General features: G+C 31.7%; 18 protein-coding genes. 6 read left to right on the forward strand and 12 right to left on the reverse strand.

Features of this window, described 5'->3' with window-relative positions; genetic code table 11:
• Positions 1-192: hypothetical protein (locus JF73_RS09775; protein WP_046327896.1), on the forward strand; the 192-nt coding region annotated here is incomplete at its 5' end.
• A 54-nt stretch (positions 193-246) separates the two neighbouring features.
• Here the strand turns inward: JF73_RS09775 and JF73_RS09185 are convergent.
• Positions 247-1,524 carry a hypothetical protein gene (locus tag JF73_RS09185; protein ID WP_046325874.1) on the reverse strand — a complete coding sequence of 426 codons (1,278 nt, stop codon included), beginning with the start codon at positions 1,522-1,524 and terminating at the stop codon, positions 247-249.
• A 5-nt stretch (positions 1,525-1,529) separates the two neighbouring features.
• On the reverse strand, positions 1,530-4,688 hold the full coding sequence (locus JF73_RS09190) for a type IV secretory system conjugative DNA transfer family protein (RefSeq protein ID WP_046325875.1): 3,159 nt from the start codon (positions 4,686-4,688) through the stop codon (positions 1,530-1,532).
• 185 nt (positions 4,689-4,873) lie between these two features.
• On the opposite strand from JF73_RS09190, the gene JF73_RS09195 reads away from it, so the two are divergent.
• From JF73_RS09195 to JF73_RS09205, 3 genes are all read left to right on the forward strand, one after another.
• On the forward strand, positions 4,874-6,334 hold the full coding sequence (locus tag JF73_RS09195; protein ID WP_046325876.1) for an SLAP domain-containing protein: 1,461 nt from the start codon (positions 4,874-4,876) through the stop codon (positions 6,332-6,334).
• A 255-nt stretch (positions 6,335-6,589) separates the two neighbouring features.
• Entirely contained in the window at positions 6,590-7,564 is a 975-nt protein-coding gene (locus JF73_RS09200; RefSeq protein WP_046325877.1) for a helveticin J family class III bacteriocin, read from the forward strand.
• 234 nt (positions 7,565-7,798) lie between these two features.
• Positions 7,799-8,497, forward strand: coding sequence for a hypothetical protein (locus JF73_RS09205; RefSeq protein ID WP_046325878.1), 699 nt, complete (start codon positions 7,799-7,801; stop codon positions 8,495-8,497).
• 109 nt (positions 8,498-8,606) lie between these two features.
• Here the strand turns inward: JF73_RS09205 and JF73_RS09210 are convergent, their stop codons facing one another.
• The 8 genes from JF73_RS09210 to JF73_RS09245 all read right to left on the reverse strand — a co-directional run bounded on the left by JF73_RS09210 (position 8,607) and on the right by JF73_RS09245 (position 17,951).
• On the reverse strand, positions 8,607-9,062 hold the full coding sequence (locus JF73_RS09210) for a hypothetical protein (protein WP_046325879.1): 456 nt from the start codon (positions 9,060-9,062) through the stop codon (positions 8,607-8,609).
• Between the two features lie 107 nt (positions 9,063-9,169).
• Positions 9,170-10,438, reverse strand: a complete 1,269-nt coding sequence (locus JF73_RS09215; RefSeq protein WP_046325880.1) for a hypothetical protein — start codon at positions 10,436-10,438, stop codon at positions 9,170-9,172.
• 204 nt (positions 10,439-10,642) lie between these two features.
• Positions 10,643-11,305 (reverse strand): hypothetical protein, encoded by a 663-nt coding sequence (locus JF73_RS09220; protein WP_046325881.1) that lies wholly within the window; start codon positions 11,303-11,305, stop codon positions 10,643-10,645.
• Between the two features lie 11 nt (positions 11,306-11,316).
• Complete coding sequence (locus tag JF73_RS09225; RefSeq protein WP_046325882.1) at positions 11,317-11,931, reverse strand: hypothetical protein; 615 nt, start codon at positions 11,929-11,931, stop codon at positions 11,317-11,319.
• Entirely contained in the window at positions 11,924-12,634 is a 711-nt protein-coding gene (locus tag JF73_RS09230; RefSeq protein WP_046325883.1) for a hypothetical protein, read from the reverse strand. Before JF73_RS09230 ends, JF73_RS09225 begins: the two co-directional genes overlap by 8 nt.
• Positions 12,635-12,644: 10 nt before the next feature.
• A complete protein-coding gene (locus JF73_RS09580; RefSeq protein ID WP_084608726.1) occupies positions 12,645-13,871 on the reverse strand; it encodes a phage tail tip lysozyme in 1,227 nt (408 codons plus the stop codon).
• 116 nt (positions 13,872-13,987) lie between these two features.
• Complete coding sequence (locus JF73_RS09240; RefSeq protein WP_046325884.1) at positions 13,988-14,749, reverse strand: replication initiation and membrane attachment family protein; 762 nt, start codon at positions 14,747-14,749, stop codon at positions 13,988-13,990.
• A 130-nt stretch (positions 14,750-14,879) separates the two neighbouring features.
• Positions 14,880-17,951, reverse strand: coding sequence for a MucBP domain-containing protein (locus JF73_RS09245; RefSeq protein ID WP_046325885.1), 3,072 nt, complete (start codon positions 17,949-17,951; stop codon positions 14,880-14,882).
• A gap of 171 nt (positions 17,952-18,122) precedes the next feature.
• Here JF73_RS09245 and JF73_RS09250 point away from each other — a divergent pair, with 171 nt between their 5' ends.
• Complete coding sequence (locus tag JF73_RS09250) at positions 18,123-18,425, forward strand: hypothetical protein (protein ID WP_046325886.1); 303 nt, start codon at positions 18,123-18,125, stop codon at positions 18,423-18,425.
• A 146-nt stretch (positions 18,426-18,571) separates the two neighbouring features.
• On the opposite strand, the gene JF73_RS09255 is transcribed toward JF73_RS09250, so the two are convergent.
• Positions 18,572-19,012, reverse strand: coding sequence for a hypothetical protein (locus JF73_RS09255; protein ID WP_046325887.1), 441 nt, complete (start codon positions 19,010-19,012; stop codon positions 18,572-18,574).
• Between the two features lie 274 nt (positions 19,013-19,286).
• Between JF73_RS09255 and lepB the strand changes: the two genes are divergently transcribed.
• Positions 19,287-19,889: a signal peptidase I gene (gene lepB / locus JF73_RS09260; RefSeq protein ID WP_046325888.1), complete on the forward strand. Its 603-nt coding sequence runs from the start codon at positions 19,287-19,289 to the stop codon at positions 19,887-19,889.
• Between the two features lie 109 nt (positions 19,890-19,998).
• Here the strand turns inward: lepB and JF73_RS09265 are convergent, their stop codons facing one another.
• Positions 19,999-20,367 (reverse strand): HU family DNA-binding protein, encoded by a 369-nt coding sequence (locus JF73_RS09265; protein ID WP_084608727.1) that lies wholly within the window; start codon positions 20,365-20,367, stop codon positions 19,999-20,001.
• Positions 20,368-21,191: the final 824 nt, after the last annotated feature.

Consider the following 21,191-nt stretch of genomic DNA (forward strand, 5'->3'; position numbering starts at 1 on the left):
CCGAAAAATTGGCTGGAGACTGCTACACCTGAAACTTTGATTAAAAACAATTACAGTTTTGTTTATCACGACCTGGATATAAGAGCATTTGAGCAAGATTTAAAGTCTATATGTGTCGATGAAATAACTGCACCACAGTATATCCAAATGTGGTTAAAGTATATACCCATAGTTTTTGCTAAGGATAAATAAAAGGAGCGAATGCCATTGAAACAATGGAATTTACTCCTTTTTGCTATTTCAAAATTAGTTATTATCCTGACTATCTAATGCTTTTTGAAATTCTTCATTTATTTTATCACCTTCAAATATATTTTCTTTATATTCTAGTGTCTTCAGCATGTCATTAATTAAGTTAATCTTATTATAAAGAGGTTCAAGCTTTTGCTCAAAAACTTTTTTAACAACATCTGTTAGAATTGCTTTATCTGAACTCTTATGTAATTTATCTTTTTGAATACTATCTAAAATTAGTTTAATATCAAATTTTTGGTGAGTTACAGTATTATCGCTTTCAATGCGAATCAAACTAAGTTGTCCATCGTTCACCCCTATAAAACTGTTAAGAAAACCTGAATATTGAAATTTATAAATGGCATCTTGAAAATCAACTATAGAATAATTTTCCAAGAACGAAGGATAATGAGAGGCCAACCAGTTTAATAACAGATCAGAATCATAAGATTGTAAAGATATATATAAATTTCTTGCCTGATATGCTAAGTTACCCTTCACAGAGCCGTCGGAATCTTTGTCAAGTGAGATATACATGTCGTTTTTAAATTTAGTAATCTGTGACAAAAAAAGGCATTTAGGAGTTGACGTATCTAAAAGCAGAATAACTTCTTTATCATTAAAACCAAACTGAAGAAGGAGTTGAGCATATGTCTTTGTACGTAGCCATGATGCCGGAATTATTATTAGTCCTTTGTTATGTAGCCAATTTGAAGATTCTCTCATTTTACCTTTAATCATAAGGTGAGAATGTATTGACCATACTGTTTTTAATAGCTGATGAAACGCAGCAATCCTACTTGTCTTTAAAGATTCAACGAATATTTTCAGAAAGGATATTTGAGATTTTGAAATATATGTAAATTTAATATTTTCAATTTCTGAAAAAATTTCTTCATCACTTAATCGTCTTAAGCGCTCTAGCGCATCTAACATACTCTCATCATTTAAACTAGCTATCTGGTCTAATAACAATAACATTCCCGTAATAACTTTGGTATTTAATCTGAGTTTACGTATTGGCTCTAGAGAGCGATAGGCCCTGGCCAAAGCATCACAAAGTTTAGGTTCTTGCACATAATCATGACGTAGAAGTAATTCGTTCTTTGAGCAATCTAAGAAAATTACTCCTATGGCTTCTTTTAAAAAATCTTTTGCACTTTTTAAGTAGGCATCATTTAAGATTAAAATTCTTGCTGTTTTCTTGTTATCTAGAGCTTGTCGAAAGAGCAATCGTTTATTAACATTTTGACTAATAGTTGCTTCAATATTTAACGATAAATTTCCCATAATTATTATTTCTCATCCATTCCGTGTTGATGCATAAATCGGTCGTTTGTATTGACAAAGCCATCATCATCAATAAAACTCTCTGAATTGTCTAATGTGCCAATCATCTCAGATAAACTTTCTGCTAAGTTACGCCCATAATTCTTTTGTTTAATTGCATCATTTTCTGCTTTCTGTTTAGCAATAAAAGAATCATGCTTAGCTAGAATCTTATCGTGGTCTCCCGGTAGCAATCGTGATATCTCATCGTATTCTTTCTCAGGTATGCCATTTAACTTTTCAAGCTTTTCAAAATTGTTTAGTTTTTTAGAGTTTGCGACTTGGACAAGTAAACGAGATATTTCTTGTAAAAGTAAAGTTTGCTTTTCTTTGTCTACATTAGACCTTTTTCTCTTCTCCGTTTCAAGATCAACAGATATATGCTTTTCTACTAAGGCTGAACTTTCTGACGTATAGGGCGCTATTTTGTGCTTTGTCACGCCCTGGTCATTATCTCTACTCGTTGATTCCAATATTTTTGCAAGGTCTGAACTATTTAATTTCTTATTGGGCGATGGTTCTGGCAATTTTGTTAAAGTTTGTATGTTATTATTCAAACGGTTATTACCCCCATGGGCTTTACCAGAATGCACAGCGTTACGTGCTATTTCAGCAAACTCAAGCTTTTCCTTTGACTTTTCTTTGACTTTTCTAGAGCTAACATGATTAGAATTAAGATCGCTGTCCGCATCTAATCCTGACACATTTAGTTCTCCTTTCGATCTTGTTTTTTTTATGTTTAGTTTATCTTTTTTAATATCTTCTACAATTTCTAAGTCAACGGCATCTAAATCTGAGTTAATGTGGATCGTATTTTTCATCATATTAGCAAAAGCATCATGATCTCTTGCGTCATTAATATCAAAAACATTTGGATTGTTTCTAATGTCTTCATCCGTTAAAAACTTTGTTTTTATTATTTCGAACATTTCTGAGCCGTGCTGTGCAGGGTGTCGTATTGCTATATTAAATCTAGCCAATGATTGTAGTTCTGAAGCAGTTATATTTGGTACTGTTGAGCGTCTAGCAGAAATCATCTTGTGGCTACTATCCAAATCAGCTGTTAAATCTATTTGCTGGTCATTAATAGTTTCAGTTATCTCTGACTTTTCCCCAAAATATGGTTCTAAAATTTTAGCGTCCTCAGCTCCTAAATCTCCAAAGGTACCTCGAGTTAACATATTACTCATCAAGGTGTTAAAAAAATCTTTTCCAAATGTATAAGAAAGCTGAGAAGGGCTTTGAGCTGCAACAATTATAGGGACATTATATTTTCTGGCTTGTGCAACAAAGCTTTTAAATGCTTCTGAAACAAAATCAGGAAATTCATCAGCGTAAAGTGGGAACATAGGTACTTTATCTGGCTTCCTGCGAATTGTCGCGTTTTGAAATGACATTAAATAGATTTGTCCCAAACGATTAGCTAATTGATCCTGTAACTCTGCTTTAGCAGTATTACACAACAAAATACCACCGTTTTTAAGTAAATCATCTAAATTGAATTCACCGGAATCTCTAAATAACACCCTCCTAAGATACTTATTTTTAGAAAGATCATCTAAAGTATTTTTAAGACCTCTAATATTTTCTTCCTGTTTATCAATCCACATAGGCTCACCTTCATGAGGACCTGTTTTTTGAGTAATAATTCCTTTACCAAACATAGCAGGAGTAATTTCACTGTGAAACCACTTAGACGTTCCTAGTGCTACTTCATATTTATCATATAATTCTTGATATCTTGTTTTTTTATCTGTTGAACTTTTTTCACTTTCATATTCCTTTTTTGCCTTTTCAACTTTAGAGTTCAGGGCATAGACATATTTATCTAAAATTTTAATTTTATCTACTACAAGATAAAGATCGTTGTATAAAGCCACCAAATCTGTGAACGTTACGATTTTATTTTCAATAATTCCTGAAAATCTCAAAAGATAAATAAAGTTTTTTAAGTGTGTTCGCTCTGACTGCTGAAAGAAATCATTATTATCAGCTTTTACGCCAGCTATAATATTAGTTACCGTTTCAACCACAGTATCAACTGGTCCTCTTAGTAAATTTAAAGACGGAGTTTTAGGATTAGTAGGATCAAGCCAGATAATCTTTTCCTTAGGGACCCCCATATTTAAACATAGTTGATAAACACTACTACATAAGTCGTTTGAAGTTTCAATTACAGCAAAGCCATTGAGGTATTTAGTCGCAATATTACGCTTTGTTTTAAGATAATCTGGATTTTTGGAAATTTTAGGAAAATCTCGTATGTAGCGCAAGTAGTACCCAACATCTTGTAAAATTTGTGGTATAAAAATTGTAGAAGTTTTTCCTGCACCAACTGGACCAAAATAGACACTGTTTTCTTTCCTATGAATAGGTGTAAGCTCAACAATATCACCAGTTTCAATTGAAGTACCCAAAATCATGTATGGTTCAGATGCACATATTTGTTTCTCACTTTTAATAGGAATTCCTGTTAAAAGTGAATGTAGTTGCGGATCGTGATAGTGGAAGTTAACCATCCACTTGTCTATATCCGTTTTTTGAATTGTTTCTTCCGAAAAAAAGCGTTGGTATAAAAGAAACGTAACAATAACTGGTATTGACATAATAAATACACGTAAAATATAAGTATTACCATTAATAGCATCAGTCATTCTAACCGTCCAACCAGTAACAGTAGGGTGGAGGTATAGAAACTGTATGTATGGAAGAACTGTAAATGTTAACGGTAACCCTAATATAGATCCTATAGTTACGGATACTTGGATATTTGAAGTTTTCTGCACTGACCAAAGTTTATCTTTTTTTGTTTTAGAATCTAATTGCAACTGATTCGAATAAAAGTAAAACAAATAGCGGTTTACCACAAAAATGGCAATCATATTGCAAATACATATCAGTGTTAACAATAAAATTGAAAATTGAAAATTGAAAGTTCTAATAATTGGAAAAACTGTAAAAAATATATGCATCCCACAAATAGTGAATGGAATGAGCCAACAAAAGCTTTGGAGCTTTTTAAATATATCAATGGCTTCATCTAAGTTTTTCAAACTTAATAATAAAAGAAATTTATTTTTTCTCTTAATTACGTTCTGAATCCATCTTTGTAAGCTATTTATCATAATGTCTCCTTTCATAAATAGCTTACCTAGTGACAAAATACATGGGTTGTTTACTCAAGTTTTATAAAAATTGATTATAAAAGATTTTTTCCCAGTTAAATACTCTCAAAATTTACCACTGCAATAATGGTTTATATGTTCTATAATGACTAGTAGAAAGTTCGATTGTTTTTTGAGGTGATTAAATGAAATTAAATAAAAAGTTTGTTTATGGTTCCATAGCAAGCATTCTTGCTATTAGTCCTATGATACCCGCAGTAATGCCAAGCAATACAGAAGTATTAGCTGCTAAGACTGATACTCTCACGTTGAATCATAATTCTTATGTTTATACGGCTCAGGGCAAGCGCACCTATTATAACAGTAAAGGGACATTGCGTATGGGCACCACCGTAAACGGTAATGCCAAAACAACTTCGATTAATGGTAAAAGCTACTATCCTTTAACCGGTGGTGCCTACGTTAAGGCGGCTAATGTTGGTGTTGTCAACAAACAGGTACAAGATGGCAACTTGGAGCTCAATTACAATTCTTATGTTTACGATAAGAATGGTAAACGGCTATACAAATTCCGTGGCAGTAAAAAGAATACGCATTTGCGCAAAGGAACCCCTTTGAAATACTCTGGCTCTGTAGAAAAAATTGACCGGAATAGCAAACAGTATTTCCTAGTCAATGATGACAACTATAATCAGTCATGGCTCCCTTATAAAAAAATCGGTGGTAAATATTACTACAATATTGGAGCCGGTGGCTATGTTAATGCGGCCAATATTGGCAACATTGATAACAAGCCCCTTTATGTCGCAGAAGCAACCGTGACAATTAGTCCAAAGGATATTGACTCCAAAGGAGTTCAGATTGGCTTGGGCAAAGAACAAATCACGGTTAAGCCTTTGCAAAAAATAAAAGTTAACCGTGAAACCCTATTTAGGTATGATCCAACCAGTTCACCAAGTTACATTATTAGTGGGACAAAAACTGGCTGGTTTCCTAAATCGTACGTACAAAAAGAGCCAAGACAAAGGCTGCTGACTTTTACCGCTGACACCTATGTTTTAATTACTGCTGGAACTGATATTTTTGATGCTAATGGAGACTTACGACCAAATCAGGTTGATAAAGCCGGTCTAACGACCTTTATTGAGGGCGAAAAAATTCCGGTTGATGAATTGTTATACATTTGGTCGAATAAGGACAACAAAGCTGAACTCTACTATCATTTAGGTGACGTAAATGGCTTTACGCACACGAACTTTGAAGAAAACAATGAAGAACATATGTCATTCATCAAAGCTGCTGACAGTAAATATATTTCTGGTCCATTTTTGAAACCTCTTAATACGGTTGATGAAGCTAAAGCAGATGCGAAAATAGCAACTGCAGCAGATAAAAAAGACCTCCAAAAGGAAATTGATCAGGAAAATGCAGTTCACAATACTGATGGATATAAAGCTTCTGGTTTCAAACTTTATGATGATGCACTAAAAAAGGCCAAAGAAATTAATAGCTCAGATAAGGCAACAATTTCCGAGGTCAAAGAAGCCACGAGACGTTTACAAATGCAAGGAAAACTAGCATACCTAACTAATTATGAATATTCTGTGTATGGTATTTCAAGAAAAACAATGCCAGAAGAATATTAGAAACTTACAAAGTTAATAAAAAAGCAAGAAATTATTAAATTTCTTGCTTTTTTATACGCTTGATTTTATGCGTATACTTTAGCCTTTCTATAAGGCTTAATGTAACTTAAATATAAACAATCATTAAAGTCAAAATACAATTTTAGCAAACATACGTTTGCTTTATTCATATACTTGTGATATATTAAAAGTGACTTCGAAGTCATATTAACTTGTTTTCAATAATTTTTTGATTTTCAGAAAAGGGGAATTATTATGAGTAAGATATATAATCCATATATATCACTGTTACATGATTTAAATACGGGTACTCAGACAATTCAAAAAACTGGTCTGTACCACAATGTTGTTCAAAAAGGTAATGTTGGTTCTGGATTTGTTTATGCTTTACAGCACCACAAATCTGACAATTACGTTTTTCGCGCACGTCCTCAGACTAACATAACTTTTGGTAGTCCAATTGTAAAGTTTGTTGGCAATTCAGCTGGCGGACATTCTCAGACTTGGGAATATGCAAATAAGCCTGGTTGTTGGTTCGTAGGCACCAAAGGTAAATTAACTGGTAAATATTACTGGGATACGCAAATTGCTAGGGTTAAAATTCCAGGCATTGCCAGTTACACTTCTAACACCCAAATGCCACGACTATCCTATTTAAATAGAGCTGGCGGCTTTGGTCTTGCTGGAACAGACTTACTTCGTTCAGAAGCTGCAGTTTCACCAAACTATAGATATTTCTTACTTGCAGTCATTGACAAATTAGGAAATGGTTACTTTACATTGTATTACTTAGATGACGTAAATAGCGCTTTAGACGCGGCAGGAACTTCAGACTTTAACATTGAAGGACTAGTCCCTGTCCAAGCTTACCCACCGTTTATGATTCCACACTTAACCGATGATAAAGTTATTGGCTCAATCCAAGGATATGATATTGATAATGACCTTAATATTTACATTTCTAGTGAACATGCACCTGCTAAATATTCAATCTCCAGTGAACCTCGTCATATTTACAAGATACCATGGGGAGCTTCTCGCAACGAAGAGTGGGATGACGTTGATCTAGATGGCAACAGAAATATCGACAATAGCAATGATCCTACTGAACTAGAAAGTGTCCAAGTCATTGGTACAAACCATCTCTATCTAACAGTAAGTTACCACGGATATATCAATTATAGCGATTGGGGTACAGTTGCTAATAGAATTTTTGAAGTTAGTTGGTAATTTCATAGTTGAAACTGCTCTTAGTGTCTTTCCTTAATTAAAAGAGTAGTACCAAATTAAACTTTATATACGAGGAAAAAGGCTGAATTTTCAGCCTTTTTTTTAGCTTTTAAGAAAAGCTAAAAATTATTTGCTAAATAAATTAATATTGTAGTCCTAAAATAGAATTTTTGAATTATAATTAAGACGTTAGCTGTTTTATTAATCCCTAATATTATTTTTAACAAAATCTATATGGACATGAATAAAGTAAAAAAAATAATATGTGAAATAATAATATATTTAATTTTGTCATCAGCATGTATTTTACTTTTTAATTTATTTTTAGATTTAGTTTTAGCTTTATTTTTAGCTAAACACCCAAAAGAAAGTACAATCTGTCTACTTCTTTTTTACTTCTCAGTTCTTATTATTATACCTAGTATTTTGGCTAAAAATATAAATAATTTATATAAAGAAATAATAAATGGACAGTTTGGTAAAAGACTAGCAAATAGACTAAAAAAGCATGATGAGTTTAATTTTACAACAGGATTTTATTTGTCATTCCTGATTCTTTTTCATTTTTTTATATGGATAGTTATTACAAGTAAAAACAAAAGTATAAATAAATTTGACTTAATGGTTATATGTACAACTTTCATTGTTGTTACCTTACCTTTTTGGTTTAGATATTTTCAGTTCTGCGCAAAAAAAATTAAAAAAAATCAAAACAATTTTTTTGACTTTTTTGTTAAGACTATCCGTTCCATAATGATTTCAATAGCAGCAGTTTTTCTTATTGTTGCTAATATTTATAGTATAGGTTATCATGATTCCTTTAAATGGATTTTATATGCTGTTGCTTATATAACAGGATGTATTGGTTCTTTGACCTATCCTTTATTTGATATGTATGACTATACACATAAAGCTATCGGTAAAAAGCCATAAATACCAGCAGGCAAATAAAATTAGATTAACTAAACATAGATTTTCGTATTACTTCGCAAATTCTATGTTTTTTATATTTCTGAATTACTACTTTGTTTGTAAACAATTATTAATAATTAGTCACAGCGTTTGTAAAAATCCAAAAAATTATAGATGAAAAAATAGTTAATAACACTAAACACTCACCAAAACAAACTATACCCCAATGCCAAGATCTGTATACATGTAAGGTGAGTACTTTGCGATAGTCATTTATAAAATAAAACTCTGTGCAGTAGCAAGCAATAGGTATGATAACAGTAGACAATCCTAAGCCCCCTGAAATCCAAAGCGGGGTGTAGTAAACCAGCAATGCGCTTACTGATAGAACGAACAAAGTAATAATAGGTACTTTCCAGTTAGCAGGATTTTCTTTATCCTGAGTTACATACTCATTCAAATCCTCATGCTGAAAAAAGGCTTGTATTATTATTAACAAACACCAAACAATATTTGTAATCGCTAGAAGGCCTGTAATTCGATTAGTTAAATTATAAAGACTAATTATATTGCTATTCATATGCATTGAATTAGCTCCTTGTTTTAATAATTTGATTAAGCTGTGCGTTTATAACCCATCACTTTTTACAAATAAAAAAGGTGACAACTCCATAAAAGAAAAAGGTGACTTTCTTAATCACCTTTTAAATTATTTATCTTTGTTAGTCCCATACTAAATAAAGTAGTAGCAATCAACCCAGCTCCTAAAACAGAGCTTTTTTGTACTTTTTCAATATTACCTGTTTGAGGCAAGCTATTATTAGTACTTCCAAGACTTTTGTCTGTCAGACCACTTGTATTAGGTAGGTTATTATTAGATTCTTCTTTCTTGTAATCTTCATCAGTGTAAGTTTCACTATTATTATGACTATTTATCTGTTCTGACAATGATCTATTATCCTTACATGACTTATGTATTAGTTCTTCATTTCTATCAGTGACAATTCCTAAATTTTTAAAAATTCTATTTTTGCTATTGTCGCTTTTTGTATCCTCAATCCTTTTGCCATAGGCTCCCAAAACAGAATTTTCACTAGGCAATTGTCCTCCTGATGAATTAATGCTTTTACTTTTATCTTCGAAAGAAGATGACAACTGTGAGAAATTTAAAGTCAATTCTTTATGATGACTAAGATTACTTGAATTAGTTCCATTTTGGTAACAATAATTACTCGTCTTATCTTTTTTTGTTTTTTCTCTACTAAAAACAGCATTATTTATTACATTGTCATTATTGCTGTTGTCATTATTGTTATTGTTGTTATTATCAATAATAGTAGTACCAAGAGTTGAGGAGTTAGGATAATATCCTCCACAATACCATGACCAATATATAGGTCCCCAATACGGCCCGTATCCATTAATGAAATCATCATATACCTGGTTATTTTTTTCAATTTGCACCCAATTTTCTCTTACAGAGCTTGATTTGTCACCTAAATAATTTATTCGATTTCCTGGATTAAATTTATTTTCTGATGAATCTCCTGTTACATTTGCAGAAGTATCAGACGCTGCATGACCATTAGTCCCTGTAGCTATGTTCCAATCAGTCTGTGTGTTTTCTGTACCAGGTTCAATCTCTGTATCTTTACGATGCTCCCAAGATTGTGCTGCATGAGCAGGAGTATCATATTCAAAAGGTATACTGATATGTTGAGAAGGGTTAGTATCATATTCCATATCTCCCTTAATATCATTGTATGCATCATCAATTGTTGATACCTGCGTTGAATCTTGCACATTATTATCTCCAACGGATGGATCTTTTTCTGTATCTTGAGCATGTGTTTCATCCGCATGGGCAATGATACCAAATGAAGGCGTATGTGCAATTACAGTTATGCCTCCAAGAGCTGCCAAAGTAGAACTAGTAACAGAAACATTTTTAGAAATATTCATGTTTTACCTCTTTCTATAAAACGTGTTGATAAACACAGTTCTAACTATAAAGGTGATATAGAAATAACGGGGGGTTTTTTAACAAAGGGAAAAATGTGGTACATGTTAGTTCATGCTCACTACTACAATTATTATGACAGCAAATTGGAAAAGTAAGATTAACCTTAAAATACATTTTTAATCCTTTTTAAGAAGGTTATATGGTTATTCAAGTAAAGTAGTATTTAAATTGCTTTGATAAAGGTTATTTAAGCGTCTAAGCCCCGTAATTTTCTTTTTAGCATAATTGTAAGTACCAAAGTAAATATCGTCTGTAACAGCCTTATTTTGGCCAAAAAACCAGCTAATAAATGTGACATTAACTAAAAACGGCAAATTGGTACCGTTGATGACTCCGCTTGCAAACTTAAGACTTCTATATTGCGACTTGAGCTCTGAACTATCAACATAATGCGAACCTTGAATATAATCTGATCCAAAAAGACTCTTATTACGTATCACATCTTTAGTAACAAGATTTTGTGCTAAAGCGGCTCTTTTGTTATATTCATCCGAGTTATTGTAATTAAGAAGAATAGGAAAGAGCCTCTTTGCTGCCTTTTCAGCTTGGGATGCCGCCTGCATTTGAATTATATTTTTTCTAACTTTTAAATTGGGACTACTTAGTGCCTGCTGGAAAGCAAATTTGTTCAAATAAGCTTTTCTATGCTTAATTTTTTTGGTTAAGTAGATTTGCTCATTTTCACTTTTTCTATATCTTTCAGCACTTTTATTTTTTTGTGTCGAAAAATAAAATAAAAAGAATGACATGAGCAAAATTAACAAAGCAAGCAACCCAAAAATATGTTTTTTATCACTTTTTTTCACAATTTTCACTCTCAATTATCATTTTGAGGAAAAGCTATTTCAACTGAGGTATTAAAAGCAGAATTATTTTTAAAGTTAAAATGTGTAGTTATATATGCAATACCACATTTCTTTTCTTTTGAGTTTAGCAATTGGAATTTCGTATAAGCCACAACAGTAATATTTGGTATTTTAAAATCCAAAAATGCAATTTTAACTTCATCATTAGTCTTAGCTACCTTTTTTTTACCATTTGAAAAAGCTATGTTTTCTAGTAATTTCCATCCTTTCTTGCCAAAATATTGAATATACTTATTTTCATCATTTTTAATAATATCTGTAGACCTAGCATCCCCAAACAATGATCTGATTAATAATGTATAAATTGTATTTAACCTTTTTTGTTTTGCTTGTAAATCAAATTTGCCAGAAGTAATTTCTGATAAATTTGTTGTTAAAACTTGAGCCTTTTCTTTAAGCTGCTTTTTTTTGGTTGTTTCCGTGAGATAGAGCTGCTTGTAGTAGTTACTGGAATGTATGTTGTAGCTCACAGAAAAAAATAAAACAACAATAATTACTATTTCAACAGCGATTAATATAGTAAGGACAAAATTACTATTATGCTCATTAATCTTGGTTTTATTCATTTAAATTAGATCCTTCACCCTTAACACTGGCAATAGCACCTGTACTTTGATTTACCGTTACTTCTAGATATCTATTCACGCTAAATTTACCTGCTTTATATTGCAAAAAAACATCGTAAATGTAACTATTATAGGTTTTATCCAGATATGTAGTCTTAATTTGATTAATTACATAGGTGTCACCTTGTTTAGGAGTATTATATTTTTTATTATGTCCGTTTTGGCCATAATAATTAGAACCCGTTTGAGTACTAACGTTGGTTAATTGATTTAATTCATTTAATGGTGTAAGGGAATTATAGTATTTATATATTATTTTCCCCTGCTTGAAATTCAGCTGTTTATAATTAATAGTTGAGCCAGCCGAAGCACCAGTAGCTTTCATAATTTTAAATGCAAAATTTATATCAGCTTTGATATGTTCATTTACTTGCTTTTTAGTTAGGTTTTTACTTCGAGTACTTCCGACATTGTGACTAGAGTGATATTCTTTAAACTTTGGCTTTGACTTAGTTTTACGTATTTGCTCTTGGTGCGCTTGGTCTTTCTGTCTTATTTCTAAAAAATTATAATGTCGATAAATATTTACACTTATTGCTATTATTCCAAGAACTATAATTACTGTTACTATTGCTGCTGCAAGCCATATTGTTAAAAGCTTTCTTGACTTTTTGTATTGCTCAACAGGTTTCTTTGTTTTCAAAGCATACTCCTTATTTTCTTTTAACCGGTCTCGCCCAAATTACTCTGGCATTTTTTTGTAGCAAACTTAGAAATGAATCATGAATATTAGAAATGTGGACATGACTATGATCGTCCCCACCCATTTCAATAATTTTGGTTTGATAGCCTTTGTAATTGCCCTTGATAATAGCCGTATGCCCATTACTACCATTACCAGATCCAACGTTGACGATGATGATATCACCAGGTCGCACACTTTTAGCACTAATCTGTTTTAGAAATTTATGTGATCCCCTAGCATCTTTTTCCATTGTGGCAGTATCGAAAGCGTCATTGCCGACTGCATAACCAGCTCGCTTCATACAAAGCCAAACAAATCCAGAGCAATCTGTAAGTCCATTCTTATTAGGATTTTTCCAACCTCCATAGCTTGACTTAGTATGACCACCATACGTAAAGTAGCCAATTAATTTTTGGGCTTCTGCCAATAATGGTCCACTTTCTGCTAAATCAGCATCACACTCATCATCCCCAGCCTTATCCGACACACTATTACTAGCAGATGTTGCAGCACTTGCTAATAAACTTTTATTAGATTTAAAACCAGAGCCTCCGAAAATACGGTATGCTTTTTTAGCATCACTTTGTATTTGCGCTTCATTAGTCTGACTATCAGAAAGCGCAACGCCTTCATAACAAACAGACCACTGCTTTGCAGCTTCTTGAGGGCTTTTAGCGTTACCCACAACACGACGAACGGAAGAAAAATCATGATGTAGCTCATAACTTGTTAATTTTATTTCATTCTTCAATGTTAAATCTGATACTTTACCTGCATGAATAAACCCACCATTAGTAATTCGATGACCATTTACATTATTGGTAAAGCCTGACCACTGAAATATACCAGCTACACCACCTTTATCATTTATAGCTGCAGGGTTTAATGAACTTTCCCTTACACCAACAGCTACAGCTCCTGCTGCACCAGCTCCAGAAAAGCCCTCTTTTTTTACTAAAAAGTTAAAGAGAGACTTACCAATGTTATATTCCTTAGTTCCTTTTTGCGACCAAGAACCATTTTTGCCTTTAGCTGAGATACTAAAATCAGTCGCATCACTACTACAACTACTGATTTGATCCGATAGAGAGCCACCAGCAACTACTGCTATAATTATAATAAATAATAAAATAGTGAAGATACTGATTATAAATGAGGGTGTCAGTAACTTTTTTCTTATAATTTTTAACACCATCCAAAAAAATAGAATGTCTTAATTAGACATTCTATTTTTTTATGATTTTTATTGGGTTTAATTTCAATATCATTAAAATTGTCTTCTCACTTAACAGATTTGAGAAGACAATTATTTTAAGAGTACTTTTTTTCGTAGTTCTTAAACCATTCTTCTAATTCTTTTAGTTTTGCTTCATCATCTTTTGTATATATATAGTTATTCTTTTTAGACCAATCAGTACGACTTTCTAATGTTTTGTCAGTTCTACAGTAAACGTCCCTTGCATTAATTTCTTGTTTCTTGCTTTCAACTTCTTTAGAATATGCAATTGCTTGTTTAGCTGTTATAACTCCATGATCTAGCCAATCATCTATCTTATTAAAAATATCATACCTCAGATATTTATGAGTTTTTAAATAATCATAAAACAATATATTGATCAGCTCATCAGGTAATTTATACTGATGTTTTAATGCCAACCTTATCAGGTTTTCATACTTATTGTTACGTTTCTTTAGCAAATACAAAAAGTCAGAAGTAGAAGTATTTTCTACTTTATCTAAAAGCCTCTTCTCACTATTACTAAGATTTATATTGTTGCTGCTTTTCCTGCTTTTTCTAATAGCTTCTTTCATTTGATTTGATCTTTTTTTTGTTCGACATTTTCGAGCTATTGTATTTACTATCAGATCAATGTTTATTTTCTTATCATCTTTAAGTAGGGGCACGATTATTTCTACTAGATCAGTTTCCGTAAGATTATAGCTTTCCATACACATTTGTAATTGCTTCTGCTTATGCATAACTTCTTCAGGGGGTACATTATAAAGAGAAAGCTGATAAGTTATAAGTTTCCAGTCAATTCCTCTTTCACGTTGTCTATAAAATGGGTTCACTGTTTACCTCCAGATCTCTAAAAAGATAACTATTTGCTATAAATTCTAGCATAAACGGTCTTGATTAGCAGAGGGACAATCTTTTTATAAAGTTCAATAAAATTTTATAGTTAAGCAGTTATAATACCTCTTAAACTTTTCTCGATACAGTTAAAAATCCATCTGACCTTTCTTTTGGTAATGGTTGCTCAAAGTGTCCTATATTTGGCAATAGGGGAGCTACATTAGAAAAATCAGTCATTTTTATTCCAGTATTTGTTGATTCGCTAGGCTTAACTATTTTTTGAGCATTTTTAGGTAATAAACTGCCGTTTTCACTTGCTTTGATAATTTGTTCCAAAGGAGTACTTGCTTGATTAATATTATCACTAATAGCTCGATACAAGAACACCATTTCTATGTTTTCAAAGCCATATGTGCCATGCTCACGTGTACGGTTAATTGCTATATATCCACTAATTCTATCCGCAGAAACATCATATTCTTGATTAAATTTACCATGAATTATTTGTGGTTCCTTAATATTTTTTCCAGTGGCCGCATCAATATATCTAACAGTTAGTGTTCGCTCTTGTGGTTCATATGTGATCGGATAAGTGATTTGCCCTAATTCAAATTTTATCTTTAGTTTGTTACCCTGCGTTGAATTATAGCCTGGAACATGTAAAGCACTTATTTCTCTTACCTCATGATAATTTCCTTCAATTTGTCTACGTGACCCCAAACTTTTTCCGCTTTGATCTTGAGCTATTAATTCAACAGTTAAACGGTCAGCGATAACAAGCACTTGGTAATTGTGCACTCCGTCAAGGTAGACGTGGCAATCTACACCTTCAGGCAAGTGGAATCCTTTAGGTACATTATGGGATATATCAATTGCTTGTTTATAATATCCCTCTGCTTCAGGCATACCACCAACAAGATTATTGTCTTCATCAATAAATTGAATAAGATATTTCTCCTTATCAACGGTATAAAAGACTGTAACATCTTGAGACTCACTAGTATATTTTATAGAAAGTTTTTTGGTATCTGGAGTATATCCTTTTATATGTGGAAGTTCATACTCCAATGTACTACCCATTGGACCCGGTTGTGTAAAATCTTGAAAGAGATGCATACCTGAATAATTCCCACCTTTAATTATTGTATGTACAGTAATTAATTCTTCTTTAGGCTCGTATGGAATAGGAAAGTGCTTATGTCTATAAGTCGCTTTTATTCTTCCAGAAACTTCACTTACATTACAAATGTAGCCTGGTATATCAGGCATTTCATTTGAAAACTCTTGGCCAGCTTTGCCATAAATAGTAATATTTTGCTGTGAATCAATTTCTTTACCAAATTGGTCTGTTGGAACTAATGTAAAGCTGACATCCGTCGCCTCATACATTATGTTAATGTCTAGACGACTAGCTGGGAACTTACCGGCTAGTTTATCTGTTGCAGAAATAAGCTTATAACCGGGTATATCGGTTATAAGTTTGTAAGGTTTGCCAAAATAGCCTGTCAAAACTTGCGTTTTTTTAATAGTCTCTAATGTGGAATCAAAATAATGAACTACTATTGCTGAAGGATTAGGTTCATATATCATGTTAACAATTATAGGGTCAGCTGCATAAACACCTTTAGCATTTTCCGGAATATTTATCAGTTGATATCCTTCAATCATTTCTCCTTCAATGTTGTACGTTGTTCCAGTTAAGCCTTTATGTTCTTGTGGACTATAACCAATAATTGGTTTATTAGTTTTTTTATCAATGAAATTGACTATTATTTTTTCTTCCTTTGCTGAATAATGAACTAATTCAGTTTGATGCTCAGAAAAATAAGTTTTTTTAAGGGTAGGGAAGGGGCGCTTATAACCAGGGACTTCTGGTAAAGCAATCTTAAATTCTTGCCCCCAATATCCCCTTTTTATTATTTGTTCAGTATTTGTTAGTTGATGATCCGTCTCATCAACTAATATTACATGAACTACAGTTTCCATTTGCTTATAGACAATATTTACATCTTTGTTTTCAAAAGCACTAAATTTTCCTTTTATTATTTTCCTTTCTGATTGATAACCTTCTTTCTCAGGCACATGGATAGCGTACGGGTTGCCAACCAAACCAGAAGCCCTGTAGCTCTTTCCAGCACTGTGCTTGAAGTCCGTGTCAAACCAATAATTAATCATAAACGAAACTGTAGTACGTTTATAACGTAGAACAACATTTTTTGTTATTTTATCAAAATAACCAGTCAATAGGGATGGACTACTTACTAATTCGTAGCCATCAATAGTTGGTAATTTGATAGTATAAGTGTCTCTATATCGTTTTTGATATTCTATAGGACTGTGAATGGCTTTTCCAGTTTTATTAAGAAAACTAACAATAATTTTGCTTTCAACTGGTTCATATTTAATAGTTAAATTTAAATTATCTGGTAAAAATTTCCCTGTTAAATTCTTCGGCATTTTAGAAATTTGGTATCCTGAAAAAACTTGGCTCTTAGGGTTTATATAGTACGATCCACCTGTTTTGCCATGGATAACTCTGTTAGCTAAGACCTCACCAGTTTCTGTCTCATTTGTTAAATTGATGATGCTCGCAGTTGGAGTATATACAATTTGAATGTCCTTTCCAGTATCAGGGAAAATATATTTACGAGAATCGTATGGGCGATAACCCCTTACAATTGGATAGTACTTAGATGAGATAGTTTCTCCTGGTTTTCCTTTAACATACTTTGGGTTTTTAAGATTAATTAATTTTAAATCTTCTGTAACTGGTATTAAATTATAAGTCTTTTCAGTAGTTATGTAGTTTAATTTCACGTACTGTTGAACATTAGTTATTTTATAATTAGCTTTCTTATTATTTTTTAAATGATAACCCGGTATAGATGGCAGTTTGTTCCAGTCAAGTACAACACCAATATTGTCAATAAATACAAAGTCATTCCTAATTTTTTTTTTGTTATAATAAAACGAAACTATGATAGGCTTTGCTATTTTGTTTGAATCTTTTTCTTGGTTAGTCTTTAACTTAAGCTCCTTTTCAACAGTTTGTATATCATTGTCTTTCTTATCGCTAGTTTTTTCTTCTCGAATTTTAGCGGGCTTTTTGAAAACGTCCTTTTTCTTACTTAATTCTTGGCTTTCACCGTTTGCTCGTCTTTTATTTGTAAAAAATCCGCCAAACATTCCCTTTACCATAGATCATTGCCCTCCTGACTAATAGTTAACAATCTATCAATTAAAAAAAATAGTGTGTCTATTTCTTAAATTTGGTCAAAATGGAACAAATTAATGAAAATATCCGTGCAGTTTTAAAATTTAAGAAGAAAATAAAATATCATAACATCACCAAAGTTGGAGGTATGATTTGTGAGAAATAAAATAGAGCCGCTACCAATTGTATTAGAGTATCAAAGTGATCTAAATACAACCATTGCTTTAATTAATATAAATGGTAAAGAATTAACCTTAACCTTAAGTAACACAGAATTGAACAGCCTTGACTTAAATATTCAAAATATAATCCGAACACAAAAATTAAATATCAAAAGTAGTAAGGATAGTGTAATTATTCCTTCAAAACTATACAAAGAATTCAAAACTTTGGCTGTTAAATATCAAAATCTCAGATATAAAAATAAACTTTTAGAACACGAGAGGAAAAGCCAATAATAATACTAATAATTCTACAATTTATATTACTTTAATTAAGTCCCAGAAAAACCTGCTGTTAAGCTATCCTTCAAGTCATTGATATGACCTGTTTTTTATTTTGAGAAATTTATACTATGTATTCAAAAACACTAACTTTCAATTTCTTAAAAGGTATCGAAATAAGTAAAAATAATAATTCCAAAAATAAATATACCTAAAGTAAAATAGAAAAGTTTATTACTTAGCATGATATTTTTTTCACCTTTTTTTCTACTTATCGAATACCCTTTTTCTATTCGCTTAATTTCTTTTATAGTCAAAACATGGATAGTAAAAGAAACAACGGACATATTCAGATTGTCATCCATTACGGAAACTTCAACAGGATAATCCCCAGGCTTTGTATAATTGACTAAACTTGTGTCGTAGACAGCTCGGTTACTAATATCTCTTCCCCTAAAGTCTTTTGCAAAAACATTGAACCACTCATCAACAACATAATTTGCATCTTCATCATTCTCTACCACTTGGACGTATAGATCATATATCACTTGTGGATTTTCAATATCTTCAATGATTAATAAGGGCTTAGAATATTTATTCATTTATAGCTACTCCTCTCGAAAATATAGTACCTTAATTTTTGTTGTTTACATTACTTGTATAAAAAGAGACAAAATTATACTAACTATGAATTCAATAGCTACTTTTTAACGGCTAAGGCGTTAAAATCTTTAGCCTAAGTTGAAAAATTTTTTTATCTGAAACTGCAAAAATAAATAAAGTAGCCCTTTTATCGAAAAAATAATTATCATGTTTTCTAATCAATATTTGAATAAGCTTTATTTATGTAAAAATTGAAAAGGGGCAGAATTAGATATGAAAATTATCAAACTAATTTGGAATTGGTTATGGCTACCGGTAACATTAGTCATGTTAACTTTTGGACTCGTATCCTATATTGCAAAACCTACAACGGTATCTGGTCCTTCAATGCTACCTAATTTAAACAATAGAGAACATGTTTGGGCTTTAATGACAATACCATTACATCGCGGTTCCGTAATTGTATTTGACGCTAATGGAGTTGATCCGACATTAACGACAAAGAAACTCTATGTTAAGCGTATTATTGGAAAACCGGGTGATATTGTTACTTGTAAAAATGGACAAATCAATGTTAATGGACGTCCTATAAAGCAAAATTATATTAAAAATCCAAAAAACACAAATAACGAAAGTTGGAGTTTTAAAAGTCTATCAAAAACAAATAATTGGAAAAAGAATAGAAATTCTATTTATGTACCAAAAAACAAATATTTTGTTTTGGGAGATAATCGAAACATTTCTAATGATTCTCGTTTTTTTGGTTTTGTTCCACGTCGAAAAATATTGGGAGTGATAAAAGTCTTTTGGTGGACACAAAAGTCTAATAAACAGCAAAAAGATAACATTAATAAACAGTGGAAACACTTTTGGTGAAATTACTTTTAAAGTGTTTTATTTTCTTGAAAAGCAAATAAAAAGTTCCCAGTAGTTGTACACTGTATCAACTATTGGGAACTTTTTTAATTATATAAATAGTCTTCTATTAATTATTTTCTTCTAAATTTTGTGGATTTCGTAATTTGAGTTTTAAAGTTTGTCCTGTTCTGAAGGTTAATAAATATCCTTTCTTTTTTCTATTAGTTTTACCTCTTAAACCTCTTTTTTTATTGATCTTGGCTATATTGTCATTGGTTTGTTTTATAGGTTTGCGCCAAAATGTTCCAAAATTTCTAAGTTTTACTGGCGTTCCACAAATAATTACAAGATATACAATTAAATATTCAAATTCATTAAGAAATTTTTTTACAGTTTTTGTAGGATAGCCTGTACTTTGAGAAATCATTTTTACCAGGTCGTTTGTTGCAACAGTTGCATTTTTTTGTTCTAAAGTGCATTTAGATATATTTCTGATATTTTTTTAATCATACAACGCACCTTTCAATTGTACCCAATTCTTCACTGTTTGCTTTTCGGTACAAAGTAGATTTTGCAATCTGATAGTATTTAGCAGCTTCGTTACGCGAGTGAAATAGATTTCCATTGAGTCTATAAGCAGGTCGGGCAGCTTTTTTTGCTTTTTCGAGGAGCAAATTATTTCGATAACCCAAATTGTAAAATTTTTTAACACTAGAATAAGTTAGGTTATATTGTTTAGATAACTCCTTTAGATTGTATTTATGTATTCCAATGAATACGTATTTTGCATTGGTCAAAGCAAGATATACTCCTTCGTTTAAAATTAACTAAAAAACTTACTAATGTGTATAAATAAGTAATTAGTCGTAATTGTTATTGTCTACAATTTACAGTGATTTAAAAATAAAAGAGGCTTGATTCCAAAAATCGAAAAATTAAAAGATAAAGTTTAATATCTTTTATTCATTGGGTGTCTCCTTTAATATCCTTTATATATATTCCTTTTAATATTCCTTTTAATTAATCCTTTTAGGATTCTATAGGTTCAACGGTATCTAGGTTTTAGGCAGTTAAACCTATAACGTAATGGGAAGTTAGAAGTAACGTAAGAGGACAACTTTGTATCATTAGAAGTAACTTCAGAGGAAATAAAACCATAACGTTATAAGAAAATAGAAGTAACGTGAGGAGATGTGGATAACTCAGTAAAAACAACAGAACTATATTAAGCTGTGGATAAAAAAAGTAATAACACAAAGGGAAATCAGGAAATACTGATTTGATGGGCTTTATAGCCAAAAGATGCGATATTAGCGTTGT

Origin of the sequence: Lactobacillus helsingborgensis (assembly GCF_000970855.1) — a bacterium.
GTDB classification, from domain to species: domain Bacteria; phylum Bacillota; class Bacilli; order Lactobacillales; family Lactobacillaceae; genus Lactobacillus; species Lactobacillus helsingborgensis.